The organism is Arthrobacter sp. 9AX (assembly GCF_902506095.1).
GTDB lineage: Bacteria > Actinomycetota > Actinomycetes > Actinomycetales > Micrococcaceae > Arthrobacter.
The window spans coordinates 3,468,022-3,484,099 of record NZ_LR733293.1 but is presented as its reverse complement, the minus strand read 5'-3'; the positions used below and the strand labels follow the sequence as shown (position 1 = coordinate 3,484,099).

Here is a 16,078-nt window from a genome sequence, read left to right as displayed (position 1 = left end):
GGCAGCTTTGGGGTGTTCTTGAGTTGGGCGGGGTGGTTGGCTCACGGGGTTCGCTGCGGGGTCAAGCGCGTTTGACTTGACGCGCCAGTGATACTGAAGTGATCCATGTCTGGTGGTCCTGGGGGGAATCGATCTTTGTCTGCGCACAGAATTGAATGGATGGATAGCCTGCGGGGCTTCGCTATTCTCATGGTCGTGGCCTATCACGCGACCGACCTGACTCTAGCTTTCGTACCGGACACGCCTGGTTGGCTTACTGCACCGAATGAAGCTCTGAGTCCGTTTCGCATGGCCACTCTAGTCCTCCTGTCGGGAATGCTAGCTAGGAGTTCCATGGACAAGGGATCTCGCACTTACGCGATGGGCAAGCTCCGCATGATCGCGTGGCCTTACGTAGTTTGGACTCTAATAAGCGTTGCCGTAGTTGTTGCTGGCAGATGGTTCGTAGGCAACGAACCAGATGCGGGAGGATTATTTCTCAGCGTCTTGCGGCAGGAGTCGTACACGTGGTTCTTGCTTTACATACTGTGCTTTTACCTGCTTGCCCTCGCCTTGCGCCAAGTACCACGGTTACCGCTGGTCTTCGCGGCGCTTGTTGTGGCTGCGCTGGCGAACGACTATGAGTATGTCCAACGCTTTTGGTATCTTTTCGCGTTCTTCATTATCGGCGATGTAATAAATCAGAAGGCCCTCGTAGTTGTCGGGTGGGTTGGGAAGGCGTGGGTCCTTGCCGCTTGTGCTGCGGGCGCTGGTGCATCTTTCAGTTACTCCGCTTTCGGAGGTGAGGCCCGTTACAGCCCGGTGTGGGTTTGGTCCACCGTGGCGGGTGTCCTGCTGATGATTGGGTTGGCGAGCAAAATACAAGGCACAGCTACGTCGAGACGGCTTGCTGCAATCGGCCGAGAGTCAATCAAGTACTACACAGTCCACTTCGTAGTCATGTTTGTGACAGTCCGGCTTCTAGTCGTTGTGGCCGATCTCCCGTCCGTGGTAGTCGTCCTACTCGTCCTCCTTGTCGGAATTGGAAGCGGAGCGTTAGCAACCGCCTTGACGCGGGGGGATTCCCTGCTCAACCTTCTGTTTGCCTGGCCGAGGCGGCCCTGGTTCCGGGTTACGAATCGGACGGCCGCGGGTAGCCGCAGCGATAAGTAAGACTCATTCACGACAAGGGCAGTTACGGGCTGCACGTCGCAGTACCGTATCATTCCCGGCATGGGGGAACTCCTAAAGACCACAAATCGCCCAACGAGGAATAATGCGTTTGCCAGCGGTGGGGATGCGCTGGCAACTCGAGTGATGGTGGCGCTACTCCTTATCAGCTTTTACTACTTGAGCTACCGTTATCCCTTCCAAATCAACAGCTCAACATCGAGCCCTACTTACGCTGACACCCCCACCTGGCTTCAGTTGGGCAAGTACGCCCTTATCGCTGCTGTGCTCGCTCTTGCTGCGATCGTTAATGCAGTGCGAGGGGCTAGACGGGAGACCATATCGGAGGCCCCTTTCGTCCTGACTCGTCTCAGCTTCGCGTTACTGGCGGGTTATACCATCACCAAAGGTATTGTGCTGGGCTCCACAGACATGCTTGTTCTCGGATCCGGTCTCGCAGCAGGATTTATTTTGTCCGGACTCAGCTTAAAATGGCGTATTGATGCGGGTCGACTTACGAGAGTTATCGCGGTATTTGCATTGCTAGCAATAATCATGGAAGCGATCCAGGTGTTTCTCTTCCTGTCTCAGGGACGCCTTCCCGCTCTTGCATACAAGAACTCGATATCCGTGCGCTTCGGTTCCTTATTAGACGACCCCAACGGCTTCGCCGTTCTCGTAGCGCTTGCCTTGCCCGTGGTCTTCGTCGTATGGAAGTCTCGACCCGTTTGGCGAATTGTCTTGTGCCTTGCCCTTCTTGTCAGTCTCGTGCTCACGCAATCTTTCACAGGAATAGCCGCAGTTGCTCTGGCCCTACTTGCTGGAAGTTTTGCACTCAATTGGCGACGTCCTTTAGTTATGGCGGGCTTCCTTATCTTGGTTCCACCTGTCGTCCTTGGTGTGTGGGATTACGTCACGGGCTCAGCAGTCGTACAGAGCGTGTGGCTGACCAAGACGGGCAGCGTAAACGATCATGCCTCTTCGCTTGACGCGCTAGGTGCGATGGGAGTGGCTGACGTCTTGGGCTTTGGCATACCCACGGCGGCAATCGAATCCAGTTATGTCTCCATGATCTCGAGCGTCGGACTTCCTTTTACCGTGATGTACATTATTCTCGGACTCTTCGGCGTAACGCGTCTGCACAAAACCATAAAATCGTCCCAAAAAGACCGCGAGATAGCTTTGCACTATGGCGCGTATTTCTACCTCATCGCATATTTGATCGGGTCGATTAATATGCAGTTCAGCCAAGTGTTCCCTGTTGACCTGCTGTACATCGTGGCCATCTGCATCAGCCTGTTCAAGACAAGCGATCTTGGGCAAGCCGGGCGTCCGCTGACCACGACGGATGCGGGCTTGAGAATGACCCCCAGCCACCCGCGTTGATCAGTTGGCAGTTCTGCTTCACGCCCCAAGTACTAGCGATGGTTCTTTCCCTCTATGATTGGGGCTAAACGGCCGATTCGCTCTATGGGGGAAAATTGAAGATCATCCACGTCGTTGCGGGTTTCAGCATTGACTTTCCCGGTGGTATAACCAACTACGTTCGGACCCTCGCTGCCAGTCAAGCAGGCAACGGGCACGACGTGATCGTCTTGGATGGCGGCGAGTCGAACAGGAGCCACGAGCTGGGCTTCTCGGTACTCGGTTACTCGGGAAATATCCGCCCCTTCGTCCTGTCTTGTAAGGAGGACCGAGAGGGAACCTCGCAATTGAAGGAGATGCTGCTCGGCGAGTTTCCGGACCTGATCCACTTTCACCTGACTGTCGGATTTGGTGAGGACTTCTACGAGGACTTCGCTGCGGCTGGCCAGAAGTACGTTGTGAGCATGCACGACTACTACTTGCTCTGCCCCAGAATCACAATGATGAACTGGGAGGGCAAGAATTGCGGTGGTCCCGAGCGTAAGAAGTGTGAGACCTGCGTCGGAAAGTTGGACCAGGTCGACCTGCTTTACAAGGCCGCCCGCCGTGTTCATCTGCCGTTACCGCGGATTCCTTCCAAAGCTGTTACGGCGCGAAATGCCAAGGTTCGCTCATTCCTCCGGGGGGCTGAAGTCGTCCTACCCGTGTCGGATCGGGTACGGCAACTTAGCGCAGGGCCTTACCCAGAACTGGACTACGAGGTTGCCCATATCGGTAATGTTAGCGCTTCGGTTGACCGCCCCCAGAAGACCGATTCACCGAACCTGCGCTTGACGTTTATCGGCGTACTCTCGGAGCACAAGGGGGCGGACTTGCTGGTCAAGTTAGCTAAGGGTGTCACCCGGAAAGACGTAGAGTTCCACTTCTTCGGGCGAGCCGAAGGTAGGTGGGCTGTAGCCGCAGAGAAAGCAGGCATTATTGTCCATGGCTCGTACACTCCCGCCGACCTCCCTAGAATCATGGCGTCGACAGATTTAGGCGTTGTCCTGCCTATCTGGGAGGACAACGGTCCCCAAGTTGTGATGGAGTTCATAAACTATGGCGTCCCGGTCCTTGCAACCCGAATGGGTGGCATACCGGACTTCGTAAGTGGGGACAATGGGTTCTTGTTCGATGCATCAGCGATCAGTGACGCCATTGCTTACGTGGACGCTGCTGAAACTGAAGCCCTCCGATCAGTTGGTCGTTCTCTGCCACGGCTGACGTCTCCTGGCGAGCATCAGGAGCACATGCTTCGAGTCTATGAAAGAGCGCTGCTCCCTGCCTAGAGTGGTTGTTGCCGGAGTTCAGGTAGCATGCGAAGCCCGCTCCAGAGCCGAGCTCGTCCGTCGATGTCGTTCTGTGTCGAGCGTTCTACAGCGAGTACGACCACCTAACTACAGCGCTCGGCTGGGTCTTTCGAACAGTTGGTCGAGCTGACGACCTCGCCTATGGATGGTTGAAAGTGTTATCTGCGTCCCGCTGGTGTTCTGTCCGCCTTGAATTGAGCAAACGGAAACGATGGCGATTGAAGTGAAGCGGGCAGCCCGTTTGTGCAGCAGCGTAGTTCAAATCGTCCTTACGCTATTTTCCGATCCGCCTGGCGGCGTCCTCGGGAAACTATGGCTCGGCTCTCTAGGAACGCAGAGGCAACGGGCGAGAAGGGATTTCCGGCCTGACTAGTCAGCGCTGCTTGCTGTGTCGTCACAGCTGGCAAGTACCTCTGCATCATCCGCCGTTCTTGTGTTCAGCACAACGAATGTCAGTGACCAGCAAGTCGCCGGCACCGTTCCTCTGATAGCGAGTGACGTGGTTAGTGCTCCTGCCGCAAGTGCTGCAGAATGCCGTCTGCTGTTTAGTCCCCATATTTGAACGATACTAGCGGATCCCATGGGCCTGTTGTGCTGCACGAGGTGCCTCAGTCGCGCTGAACAAACTCCTAAGATGTCGTTCAATCCTCCCGCTTGTGCTGTCCCCTGCGGCGCACGACGAGTTCAAGGGGACTAAGTCCTACATGCGCGAAGGTCGCAACAGAAACTTCGGGCTGGTCCACGCTCGTCGGAACAAGAGTAAGGGGCTGGAACTGCGCAGGGAGGCTGCCCGGGGACAGGCTGGTAGATGGCAGAGTGGGCGTAACGAGTTGAGCCCCTATCTTGATGAAAACTTGAGCCAGTAATGCGAAGAAGTTGATCGCCGTCAGGTAACTCTTACTAGTGGTAAAAATTCGTTCATTTTTCAAACACGTGCGGTCCGTTATGGCGGCAAGGCCGGCCCTTTGCGATTATTGCTGCCTCGAGGATGCGGAATTTCGGAGCCTGGGTGGATATCGATATTGCTCGATTGAGTGCGAGCAGGCGGACGCAGACGCTCAAGCTGAGGCTGCGCTTTAGCTCGTTCATCAAACCGACAGCACGTGACCAAAGCTCTCGGCGCTGCTGGTTGCCAGCATTAGTAGGATTCCATGTCGCGCCAAAGTGATGTCGTTATTGTCCCTGTGGGTGTAAACAGCGGAGCCGTTGACCCTCAGCACCATTGCATCGCCGTCCAAGTCCACGCTTAACTCGTCACCTATTGCTGGAATCTGTGGCGCGGTATAGATGGCGGTGTAGCCGCCAACAGTGCGGCGTGAGAACCGGTAAGCGCCCGCAACCACACTGTGAATGAAGGAATAGCCTTCCCCGGCTGGATTGCAACGCACCAAAAGCCCTGCGCCTGCGCCGCCTGCCTTGACCCTGTCGGTTCCGTCCGAGCTTGTGCTCGCCAGGAGGGCATGCCACCCAAAGCCGGTGTTATCTGCTGTGGCCTTGGCCGCATTCCCGCTGACCAAGATCTGTCCTGAATGGTTCGGTTGCCACGATTGCCCACTCAGGGCTGCGCCCAAGGCACCATCCGGGCGGTTAAACTTATCGTAGGCTAGCGCGACGAAAGCCGTCCCTGCGCCAGCCGTGGCCGCAAGGGTCGGCACCCCCAATATATTGCCCATTATGTTAGCGAGCATTCTCTGGCCAGCATAGGTAAGGTGGATTTTGGCAGCCATCATCAGAGTCAATGGGTCCGTACTCGGGATTCCAACGGCTTTGAACTGGTCAGAGATATCGACCAAGGAGACGTTCTCCAAGCCCGCTAACGTCGCTCGCAGAGCGATGGAGTAATCGAACCAAGCATAGCCGCGGGTGAAAGCGTCGTAGCGCTCAAAGCTATGCACGACCATGTGTCCAACGGGTTTTTGGCTTGCCGCGTCGATCCATCCAATCCTCTGGACAACCTGCGAAGCAACTATTGCTGGCGCTGTGCTGGAGGCAAAGTCATTGGACCCAATCATGTGCACCACGAGTCACGGAGACAGAGCCCCGACACTTGCGGCGTCAGTAATGTAGCTGCCGGCGGTTGCACGGTTGATGCTGATACTTACACATTCATGCCGAACGGAAGCGGCGAAGCTACCTTTGCTTCGGCTAGAGTCCGCACCGGGTTGGCCGTGGATCGGGCGGCGAGCAGGTTTCCCCACCTGTCAGCAGCGACCGTAGTGTGGCCGGCCGTGGTGGAGGACCCAGCGAACACGATAGTAGTGGCTGAGTTGGCACAGTTGGCGAGACGCGCGCGAAACGGACCGTATGCGCCCTTGGGATCGAGAGCAGTGCTGGCCTCTATAGCAATGACTCCGGATGGCCCAGTGGTGGCCGCTTCGATTTGGTTCTGGATAGGGACGGTGAGGTCAAGCATGTGAGCGGGCAGAATCTTGGCATTTACGTCTAACGTCGCAACCCCCGAGGGGGCGCCCTTTTCCGCGACGGGGATATACGAGGTAGGTAATGCCCTCTCAGCTGAGGCAGCCTGAGCGCTAGGGGTCTGCGTTGCAGACATCGCGGACGCACCTATTAGTGCAGTCACGAAGGTCCCCATTCTGAGAAACAACCGGCGCTTTACGCTGCCATCATCTGGCGTTCCTGCCTGGGCTTCAACAACAATCTTTTTGGTCACAACCAAAAGCTATTTCGCTTGAAGTACTTGAACCACAGTGGCGGTTAGTCAGCTTAATGGCTTGGGAGTACTCCCCGAGCCAGGCGTTACTCAATCCGACCATCGATAAGCGCTGTGACCTTTGTGGTGCCTCTCGTTCTCCTACCTGCTGCTCAGGTAAAACTTCCCGCTTGGCCAGAGTCTTCGTCAGTTCTAGTGCGTGCAGCAGGAAGTTAAGGCCGTATTTCCGCTTTCAATGCACTTCTTATCTACCGCGGTTGCGGCACAACCCTCAATCCACTGGGCAGTGCCATCAGTTCGTCAACGTGCCACCTCATTTCCTGTAGCGTCTAGTTCGTGAGGACCATCTCGGACACCATGATCAATACTGTGCAACCCGAGCTATTCAGTCGCGAAGCTCCGACGGAAGCTAACGTCGGAAAACCTGAAGCGGATACGTAACAAAGAGCGTGACTTGATCAAACCTTGAGGGTGTGTTTTATAGCATCGGCGCATGGGTAGAGATGGAGGCACTTACGTTGATCGGTACTCCCGGTTGGAGTTGAGACGGCGAAAGATTCGGGTAATTTCGTATTGCCTGCTGTCTGCTTTAGTGAGCATGACAGTGGCAGTGGTTCTAACGGCCTTGCACGGCTAGTTTCTGAGGGCAGTGCGCCTACTGTTGATCTGATTTGTCATTGCGCCTGTCACATGATCAGGTCAGGGTGAATGGGGATCACTTGAACGAAGGAGGCTGTTGTGGCTTCATCCGATTACGCCTTTGCGCTCAGCCTGCTGCTGGGCACCCTGCTGGTTCCCTTCTTTGTCCTGCACCAGATGCTCCGCTTCAAGCGCCGAGCGATCGGGGTCACCGCTCCCGCTGATCCACGAGGTAACCGCCGCTAGTCATGCCATACGTCGACATCAATCCACACAAAGTCCGGCCCAAGTGGCAGCGCTACGCCGTCCTCCTAGTCCTAACAGCAGCCGTGGTAGGCGCCGCCCTGGTGCGCTTCTGAACCGGTCCCTTCGTCCAAGCCCCTAGAATTACTGTTTGTACCAGCGCAGCAAAACTCTTTGCCGAACGTCCTGGGGGGACAGATATGCCCGATCCGGCGGATCAGAACGCACGCGCCCATGCAGAGGATGCAGGGCAGCCGCAACTGCGCCGACGCCGCGACCTTCGTCGCGCCGACGGCGAGCTGTTGGATGCCCGGACAGGAACCATGCCAGCTGTAACACCGAATTCTCCCGCCCAGCCGGATGGTACGCAGGTGACTCGCCGCACTTCTTGGGCGGAGGTGGCAGCCGCCGCGGACGCTGCACAGCCAGCAGCCCCCAACCGGCCACCGGTATCAGCACAGTCAGTTACATCCGCCACCATCGCCTCCGCGCCTAAGGCAGCGGATGGGGCAGCCGTGCCCACTCCACCGGCCCCTCCGGTTGAACCGCCAGCATTCCGCCGAGTCCGCCCGACGGTCGCCGACACCATCGCCGAAAGCCCATTGCCGGACTTCATCAGCTCGCCCGGCCTGTTCGTCAAAGAACAGAAGCCGCGCCCCGTCGGTGGGTTCCGTGGAGCCCTGTACAGCCTGACCGGTGGCGCCTGGAACTTGGGGCCCAGCGCAAAGCAGCGCCAGGAAGACGAACTGGCGAAACGCATTTCGCGTCAGCTTCAGGGCAGCTACAACACGGCCATCTTGAGCCTCAAGGGCGGCATCGGCAAGACATCCACCACTGTGGGTGTTGGTCTGACCCTTGCCGAGTACCGCGGAGACGCTCCCTGCGCTATCGATGCCAACCCCGATTCCGGGGACCTCGTGGAGCGTGCCTTGGGCGAGGGCATCTACCAGCAGTCCAGCCCGCGAACCATCACGGACCTGCTGGAAAACATTGAGTCGGTGGATTCGCTCACCGCCCTTGCCCGCTACATGCATCACGCTGGCCGGTTGCATCTGATCGCGGGGGAGCAAGACCCGGAAGTTTCTGACTCGCTCACTGCCGCAGAGTACCTGCGCATCCGAAAGCTCATCTCCAGCTACTACTCCGTCGCCTTGACCGACTGCGGTACCGGCGTAACGCACAACGCCATGAGCGGGATCCTGCAATCCGCAGACAACCTGGTGATCGCAGCCGGCTACGCCGTCAGCGGCGCGAAACGGGCCCGGAGCACCCTGCACTGGCTGGCCAGCCACGGGTATGAGGACTTGGCACGGAACGCCATTGTGGTGATCACCGACAAGGACGAAGTTTCTTCCCGTGTGGACAAGGACGCTATCGAGGAACATCTCTCCGGCATTTGTCGCGAGCTGATCGCCGTTCCGCACGACCGTGGCGTAGCAGATGGCGACCTCGTCACCCTGGACGTGCTCAAGCCTGAGACCCGGCGTGCATATAGGGAGATTGCTGCCGCAATCGTGGACGGGTACCGCTAGAGAACCCGCCGGCTGCTGCCGCCCCTCTACGCATCTGTTCCTTGAAGGTGCCCAAATCTTGACCAAGTCCTCCGCCGAGCCTTCGGTCAATACTGAGCTTCCCGGCGTAGCTTGGGTCCATCGGGCAGGACCTCACAAGGGAGTGGCTGAATGACTATCACCGAATACGCGGTAGCACTGGGTGGCATGCTGGCATCACTCGCGGGCGTTGGGCTCCTGGCCGCCGGCGTCATCAAGGCAAAGGCCCGCCACTAGCACTTACCGCGTATCCAGGTCCTCAAACGCCAGGAACGTCTGCGTATCAAGCACCCCCGGCATGGACTGCAGCTGGTCGAAGATGACCCGCCGCAGGTCAATGTTGTCCACGGCGCGGACCAGCAGGATCACGTCGAAGTCGCCGCCCACCAGGGCCACGTGGTGCACCTCCGGGATGGCACCCAGCTGGGCGCGCAGCTCGAGCCAGGCATTCTGCTTCATTTTAAGGGTCACGTAGGCAGAAGAGCGAAGCCCGGCCTTGATCGGGTCTAACCTGCCGCGACGCCGTGGCCGTGATGGCCCGCGGCGTGGACCCGTGCAGGTGATGACCATCTTCCGCGTGGACTCGCCGAATGTGCATCGAATCGCCTCTGGCCTGCGGAAATACACCAATCTTGATGATGTCTTGAGCGTCGCCCAGGGCCTATCTTGAAGTTGGTCGCCCAAGCTTGGACGTATGCTCCCTAGTTTGCGAGCAGGGAGCGTCGCGCTCGCCTGCGCCGCCCTGCTGGCTGCAGGCATTCTCTTCACGCCCTCCGGCGCAAATGCCGCACCGTTTGCCGCTGTTCCCCAGGCCCTGCCGGCCGCCATGGCCGCTGCCCCCGCCGGCGCCATCGGCTCCGTCTCGGCACTGTCCGGCCAGGCCCAGCAGCAGCTCGCCATTCCCGTGGCCGACGGGCTGCAGCCCAACCGCATCACCGGCACCATCGCAGTCACGGGACCGGCCGCAGGGACCGTCCGCGTCACCGTCCAGGGCCGTATCCTGCTCGAAGCGCCCGCCGGGAAAACCCTCACCCTGGACGCCGCCGTCGGCGCCGGGGACGTCACGGGCCGCCAGCTGCTGCTGGGCCTGGAATACATCCCGGCCGTCCGCAACGTCTGCACCGCCAGCGAATCCGCGGCCACCCTCGGCAACCTCTCCCTCACCACCGGCGGAACCGAAACTGCGCCCACCACCGTCGCCGAATTCCTGGCCCCCGCAGTACCCGCTGTCCTTATCCCCGTCCCGGCCAGCCCCGCACCGGACGTCTCCGCCGCCATCCTGGCCGCAACCTCCGCCATGGCACACCGCTACCCGGACGCCGGCCTCACCGTGGTGCCGGCATCCGAACTGGCCGGGAAAGCCGCGGCGCTCCCGGCCGGATCCCGCATCATCACAGTCACCGCCGGGGGGGGGAGGGGACGTGAGCACCACGCTGGCCACCGAGGCAGGCCGCCCCGCCTTGGTCCTGGCCGGCAGCGGCGAGGCCCTGCGCACCGCCGCGCAGGCACTGGCCAGCGCCAACACCGCCCTGGCGGACAGCGGCACCGTCACCGGCATGACCAGCATGGTGCCCGCCGCGGCAGGACCGGAACAGACCCTGGCGGGACTCGGCGCCAACGGCGTCAGGCTGGCCGGCTACGGCACGCAGGAAGCCTACCTGGGCGTCAGCCAGTCCCAGTTCGGCGGCCCCGTCTCCGCTCTGAAACTGCACCTGCGCGGCACCCACACCGCCATCCCCACCGGCGGCCAGGCAGCCCTCTCCGTGTACTGGAACGACTACCTGCTCAGCTCCCAGACCCTGGACGGGGACACCTTCGACCTCACCGCTGCCGTCCCCGCCGGCCAGCTCCAGTCCCGCAACGGGCTCAAGCTCCGGCTCACCGCCCTGCCCGCCGGCGGCGACTGCTCCGGCCCCGCCGGCCTGTTGCCCATGGAACTTACCGTAGACACCACCGGCAGCACCCTCACCGGCGAACGCGGCCATTCCGTCACCGCCGGCTTCGCCCGCTTCCCCCAGGTGCTCGGCGCCAGCCTGCCCGTAGCGTTCGACGACGGTGCTGCCGCCCAGGAGAACACGCTCAACGCCGCCGCGCTCGTGGCAGCGCTCCAGCACGACGCCGCGGACCTCCTGGACGTCCACCTCACGGACGCGGACTCGCTCCTGGCATCCAGCGACGCCGGACTCCTCGTGGGGGCAACGCCGGCCACCGCCGAGAAGGTTTCCGCGCCGCTGCGGCTGGCCGGATTCCGGACCGTCGCCGCCCGGGACATCGAATACGGCGTGGGCACTACCGCGCCCTACGCCGTGCTGGAGGCGTTCGAGCACAACGGACGCAACCTTTTGCTCCTGGGCGGCTGGGCCCCGGACGCACCCGCCGAAGCACAGTCCGCCGCATCCGGAAGCTCCGACCCGGTCGCGCTGCAGTCCCGCCTTGCCTCCTTCGTGCAGCAGCAGGAGGGCGGCTGGAGCGAACTGTCCCGCAACCTCCTGGTCACCCAGACCAGCGGCAACCCGGTGCTGCTCGAATCCGGCGCCATCACACCTCAGGCGGAGGTGACGGACGGCTACCGGCCGCTGGCACTCTGGCTCGCGGCCGCCGCGGCCGCCCTGCTGCTCGCGGTCGGGGCGCGCATCTGGCTCCGGCGCAGGCACCGCCGCAAGGCGCGGGCCTTCGCCGACGCCAAAGAACAGGCCAGGGCATCGGATCCCGTTGGCAACTGACGTGAGAAGCGAGCCCGTCCTGGCGGAGCGCGCACGGCCGGCCCGGATCTGGGCCTCCCTGGGAGCCCCCGTCAGCGGCCGCCACATCCCCGGCACCGCTACGGTTGCCGTGGTGGCAGCTGCGGTGGGCTTCCTGGCGTGCCTGTACACCACCGGCAACGGCAGCAACCTGGACTATTCGGACGCGCAGAGCCACCTCACCATCGCCCGGCGCATCTTCGACAGCAAGGCCCCTGGTTTCCAGCAGCTGGGGACCGTGTGGCTCCCCGTCCCGCACCTGCTTCTGGTCCCGTTTGTGCTGAACCTCTGGATGTTCAGCAGCGGCTGGGGCGCCTGTGTGCTGGGCATCCTGGCCCTGGCCGCCACCACGTCGGGGCTGTACCGGATCACCGCGCGGCTGGGCTACGGCAGGGCCGGACGGATCGCCGCCGTGCTGGTGGTCCTGGCCAACCCGGCCATCCTCTACACGTACACCACCGCCCTCACCGAACCGGTGCTGCTGATGTGCCTGGTGGCCGGGATGGCCGGACTGGCCCACTGGAGCACCAGCCGCCGCCGCATGAGCGCTGGGGAACTCGCCATCTTCGCCGGCATCCCATCCGGCGCCGCCGTGCTCTCCCGCTACGAGGGCTGGGCCCTGGTGCTCACCGGCACCGTGTTTGTCCTGGTGGCCGAGCTGCGACGGTCCGGCCAGTGGCGGGAGGCCCTCACCATGGCCGCCGGCTACGCCATGGTCCCCGCCGCCGCCGTGCTGTGGTGGCTCTCCTACAACTGGGCCCTCTACGGCAACCCGCTGGAGTTCATGTTCGGCCAGTACTCCGCCTACGCCCAGCAAAAGAACATTACCGACGGCGGCCTGCTGCCCACCAAGGGCAACCTGGGCCTGACGCTCTGGACCTTCCACTGGTCGCTGATCGAGACGGTGGGCGTGCCGGTGCTCGCCGCGGCCGCCTGCGGCGCGGTGCTGGTGGTGTTCCGCAAAGGCCTGGCCAACAGCACCCTCCTGGTGGCGGTCACGGGCAGCGCCTACGCCTTCGCCCTGCTCAGCCTCTACCTGGGGCAGACGGCCATCAACAACGACCACTCCCTGCCCAGCACCTGGTGGAACAACCGCTTCGCCCTCACGGCACTGCCCCTGGCAGCCGTGCTGGTGGCGGCGTTCACGCACGAGGTGGCCCGCCGCCGTCGTCACCGCCCCTGGGCCGCGGGAGCACTGCTCCTCGCCCTTGCCCTGCAGAATGCCTGGTGGCTGCAGGACCCCACCGGGAGGCTGGCCATCCTTGCCGAAGGGCAGATGTCCCACCAGTCCAACACCCACTCCTTCGCCGCCGCCCGCTGGCTGAAGGAGCATTACACCTCCGGCGGCATCCTCATGGATGAAAGCGCCCGCGGCAACGCGGTGTTGCCCACCATGGGCATCCCGCTGGCCAACATCTACAACCGGGCCGCGGGGGAACAGTTCGCGCCCGCGCTCGCGGACCCGTCCCGCTATGCGGAGTGGGTCTTCGTGAATGTGGAGGCCGGCGGCGGCCCGCAGGACTCCGGCTTCACGGACCTGGTCTACCAGGCCATCAGCGCCGACCCCACCTTCAATGCCCGCTATGCGGTGGTGTTCTCCAGCCCCGCCCACCGCATTTACGAAAGGTCCACCGACTGATGCCCAACTCCACCCTCACCGACGCGGTGCCCGGGGACGGGATCGGCCGCCGCTCGCTGGCGTTGGGCCAGTCCCTGCTGGCCGCCGGCCTCATCACGCCCCGGCAACTGGACCGCGGCCTGGCGCGTGCCCGGACCGAGGGCGGGCTGCTGGGCCGGCACATCATCCTGGAGACGGGGCTGAACCGGCGGCACGTGTACGAGGTGCTGGCCGAACAGTGGGACGCGCCGCTGGTGGACCTGGTGGCGCACCCGCCCGACGAAGCATTGCTGGAACAACTGAGCTTCAGCGAAGTATCCGAGCCGGGCTGGCTGCCGTGGCACCTGGAGGACGGGCTCCTCACTGTTGCCACCGCCGTCGAACCTTCCGCGGACATCCGGCAGGCGGCCTTGCAACGCTTCGGCGCGCTCGAAGTGGTGTTCCGGACCACCACCGACTGGGACATCAACCACTCCATCCAGCGGGCCTTCCGGCACCACCTGCTCTACGAATCCGCCGAACGGCTGGCCGAGGAGCAGCCGGACGGTTCGGCCCGGATAGCGCTCAACGGGTGGCAGCGGCTGCTGCCCGTTGTTCTGCTGGGCAGCCTGGTGGTTGGACTGGTGCTCGCCGCCCGGCCCACGGTGGTGGTGCTGCTGACGGCGGTGAACGTGGTGTTCCTGGTGAGCATCGCGTTCAAGACCCTGGCCAGCCTCCGCCACCCCTTCGACGCGCTTCACGACAGGGCCGTCGCGAAGGCCAGGGCGCGGGAACTGCAGCGCAGGGGACTGCCTGCGGGGGAGGACGAACGCATTCCCGACGCCGACCTGCCGGTGTACACCATCCTCATCCCGGTGTTCCGCGAGGCGAACATCATCGACAAGCTCCTCAACAATCTGGGCCAGCTGGACTACCCCCGCTCCAAACTGGACGTCCTGGTGTTGCTGGAGGAGGACGACACCGAAACCATCGAGGCCGCCAAGCGTTCCCGGCCGCCGGAGTACGTGCGGATCCTGGTGGTGCCCCGCGGTGAGCCGCAGACCAAGCCGCGCGCCTGCAACTACGGTCTCACCTTCGCGCGGGGAGAGTATGTGGTGATTTACGACGCCGAGGACCGCCCCGATCCCGGGCAGCTCCGTGCGGCCATTGACGCGTTCCGGACCGATGCGTTCGAGCGGCGCTACCTGGACCCGGAGCGGAAGCCGCTGATCTGTGTGCAGGCGGCGCTGAACTACTTCAACGCGGACCAGAACGTGCTCACCCGGCTCTTCACCATCGAGTACACGCACTGGTTCGATTCGATGCTCCCGGGCCTGGACCGGTCCGGGATTCCGCTGCCGCTGGGCGGCACGTCCAACCATTTCGACGCGGGGCTGCTCCGGCTGATCGGTGCCTGGGATCCCTGGAACGTCACCGAGGACGCGGACCTGGGGCTGCGCGCCGCCGTGGAGGGTTACCGGGTGGGCGTTATCAACTCCACCACCTGGGAGGAGGCCTGCTCGCAGGTGCCCGCCTGGATCAAGCAACGCACCCGCTGGATCAAGGGCTACATGGTGACCTCGGCGGTGAACACGAGGAACTCCATCCGGTACCTCCGACGCACCGGCCTGGCGGGCGCGGTCGGCTTCCTGGGACTGATCTTGGGCACACCCCTGGCCTTCCTGGCCTACCCGCTGGTGCTGGGCTTCACTGTGGTCACCTATGTCGGCTACCAGTTTGTGGGGCTGGTCCTGCCGCAGTGGCTGCTGGTGGGCGGGGTGGTGTCCATGCTGTTCGGCAACTCGTTGATGATCCTGGTCTCCGGTATCGCCACGCTGCGCCGGCACGGCTGGCGCATCGCCATCTTCGCGCTGCTGAACCCGGCCTACTGGGTGCTGCACTCCGTGGCTGCCTGGCGTGCCGCCTGGCAGATGCTCACCAGCCCGCACAAATGGGAGAAGACCCCGCATGGGCTGGACGCCGAGTATCACGACGACGGCCGGTGGTCCGCGTGAGCTCCTCACCGTTCGATGCGGACCACCTGCCCGTGCTGGACTTAGAGTGCATCAGGGACCTGGGCGAGGACCTGGGCAACCCCGCAGCCGCCAGGGATTTCCTGGCCACCTACCTGGAGCTGCTGCCCGCCCGGCTGGTCGCCGTGATGTCTACCGTCTCCGTGCGGGACAGCAACGCGGCGATGGACCGGGTCATCAGCCTTAAGGTGAGCTCTTCCATGGCCGGGGCACTGCGGCTGTCCGCGTTGTCCGCGGAGCTGGAGCTGATGGTGCGGGCGGCTGCCTGGCGCTCCGCCGATGCTGCCCTGGCGCTCCTGGCCGAGGCCGCGGCGGCAGTGCAGGCCGAAGGGAGCCGGGCAGGATTCTAGCTCCGGATTTGACTACTGGTTGACTCGTTTTGTCATTCAGCTTTCTTACAGGTAGGGTCCTTTTGATCTGACATGGGGGATCACTGCTACTAACGGAGGTCTGCCGTGGCTCTACCTGACTTTGCCCTGGCGCTTTGTGCATTGCTTGGAACCCTGTTGATCCCGTTCGCTGTCCTGTACCAGATGCTGCGGCTCAAACGCCGCGCCGTCCGTGTCAGTGCTCCCGCCGCACCCCGAGGTAAACGCCGCTAACCATGCCGTACATCGATATCAACCCCCACAAAGGCCGGCCCAAGTGGCAAGGCTACGTTGTCCTGGCAATCCTCCTGGTCCTCACCGCGGCAGTGGTGGGCGCAGCCCTTACCCGCCTCTGACCTAGCTGTACTGCGCC

The 16,078-nt window shown here is 62.4% G+C and carries 10 protein-coding genes and 1 pseudogene; 9 read left to right on the top strand and 2 right to left on the bottom strand.

The genetic code is table 11. The features are described from left to right. The first annotated feature begins 105 nt into the window (after positions 1-105). The 3 genes from BACI348_RS16095 to BACI348_RS16085 all read left to right on the top strand — a co-directional run bounded on the left by BACI348_RS16095 (position 106) and on the right by BACI348_RS16085 (position 3,842). The gene (locus BACI348_RS16095; RefSeq protein WP_328699974.1) at positions 106-1,152 is read left to right on the top strand and encodes an acyltransferase family protein; all 1,047 of its coding nucleotides are present in this window, start codon (positions 106-108) and stop codon (positions 1,150-1,152) included. A 60-nt stretch (positions 1,153-1,212) separates the two neighbouring features. Then, the gene (locus tag BACI348_RS16090; RefSeq protein ID WP_159827635.1) at positions 1,213-2,535 is read left to right on the top strand and encodes a hypothetical protein; all 1,323 of its coding nucleotides are present in this window, start codon (positions 1,213-1,215) and stop codon (positions 2,533-2,535) included. A 95-nt stretch (positions 2,536-2,630) separates the two neighbouring features. Beyond that, the gene (locus BACI348_RS16085) at positions 2,631-3,842 is read left to right on the top strand and encodes a glycosyltransferase (protein ID WP_159827632.1); all 1,212 of its coding nucleotides are present in this window, start codon (positions 2,631-2,633) and stop codon (positions 3,840-3,842) included. A 1,109-nt stretch (positions 3,843-4,951) separates the two neighbouring features. Here BACI348_RS16085 and BACI348_RS16080 read toward each other — a convergent pair. Further along, positions 4,952-5,875, bottom strand: a complete 924-nt coding sequence (locus tag BACI348_RS16080; protein WP_159827629.1) for a hypothetical protein — start codon at positions 5,873-5,875, stop codon at positions 4,952-4,954. A 1,397-nt stretch (positions 5,876-7,272) separates the two neighbouring features. Between BACI348_RS16080 and BACI348_RS16075 the strand changes: the two genes are divergently transcribed. Together BACI348_RS16075 and BACI348_RS16070 are read left to right on the top strand one after the other, a co-directional pair. Then, the gene (locus BACI348_RS16075; RefSeq protein WP_159827626.1) at positions 7,273-7,419 is read left to right on the top strand and encodes a hypothetical protein; all 147 of its coding nucleotides are present in this window, start codon (positions 7,273-7,275) and stop codon (positions 7,417-7,419) included. A 197-nt stretch (positions 7,420-7,616) separates the two neighbouring features. Continuing rightward, complete coding sequence (locus BACI348_RS16070; RefSeq protein ID WP_159827623.1) at positions 7,617-8,948, top strand: MinD/ParA family ATP-binding protein; 1,332 nt, start codon at positions 7,617-7,619, stop codon at positions 8,946-8,948. A 258-nt stretch (positions 8,949-9,206) separates the two neighbouring features. On the opposite strand, the pseudogene BACI348_RS16065 reads toward BACI348_RS16070, so the two are convergent. Beyond that, positions 9,207-9,476 (bottom strand): annotated as a pseudogene (locus tag BACI348_RS16065) (Lrp/AsnC family transcriptional regulator); the annotation flags it as partial. A gap of 911 nt (positions 9,477-10,387) precedes the next feature. On the opposite strand from BACI348_RS16065, the gene BACI348_RS20740 reads away from it, so the two are divergent. Genes BACI348_RS20740 through BACI348_RS16045 form a run of 4 tightly spaced genes read left to right on the top strand, consistent with a single transcriptional unit; the run spans position 10,388 to position 15,687 of the window. Further along, positions 10,388-11,689 carry a cellulose biosynthesis cyclic di-GMP-binding regulatory protein BcsB gene (locus BACI348_RS20740; protein WP_236557593.1) on the top strand — a complete coding sequence of 434 codons (1,302 nt, stop codon included), beginning with the start codon at positions 10,388-10,390 and terminating at the stop codon, positions 11,687-11,689. Position 11,690: 1 nt separating this feature from the next. Further along, positions 11,691-13,346: an ArnT family glycosyltransferase gene (locus BACI348_RS16055; protein ID WP_236557592.1), complete on the top strand. Its 1,656-nt coding sequence runs from the start codon at positions 11,691-11,693 to the stop codon at positions 13,344-13,346. Continuing rightward, complete coding sequence (locus BACI348_RS16050; RefSeq protein ID WP_159827620.1) at positions 13,346-15,319, top strand: glycosyltransferase; 1,974 nt, start codon at positions 13,346-13,348, stop codon at positions 15,317-15,319. Before BACI348_RS16055 ends, BACI348_RS16050 begins: the two co-directional genes overlap by 1 nt. Beyond that, on the top strand, positions 15,316-15,687 hold the full coding sequence (locus tag BACI348_RS16045) for an Hpt domain-containing protein (protein WP_236557591.1): 372 nt from the start codon (positions 15,316-15,318) through the stop codon (positions 15,685-15,687). The genes BACI348_RS16050 and BACI348_RS16045 overlap by 4 nt, the downstream gene beginning before the upstream one ends. The last annotated feature ends 391 nt before the right edge of the window (positions 15,688-16,078 follow it).

Excerpts from the sequence above, each read along its gene's own strand:
- BACI348_RS16095 (WP_328699974.1), top strand. The coding sequence starts at position 106 with ATGTCTGGTGGTCCTGGGGGGAATCGATCTTTGTCTGCGCACAGAATT.
- BACI348_RS16080 (WP_159827629.1), bottom strand. The coding sequence starts at position 5,875 with ATGATTGGGTCCAATGACTTTGCCTCCAGCACAGCGCCAGCAATAGTT.
- BACI348_RS16050 (WP_159827620.1), top strand. The coding sequence starts at position 13,346 with ATGCCCAACTCCACCCTCACCGACGCGGTGCCCGGGGACGGGATCGGC.
- BACI348_RS16070 (WP_159827623.1), top strand. The coding sequence starts at position 7,617 with ATGCCCGATCCGGCGGATCAGAACGCACGCGCCCATGCAGAGGATGCA.
- BACI348_RS16090 (WP_159827635.1), top strand. The coding sequence starts at position 1,213 with ATGGGGGAACTCCTAAAGACCACAAATCGCCCAACGAGGAATAATGCG.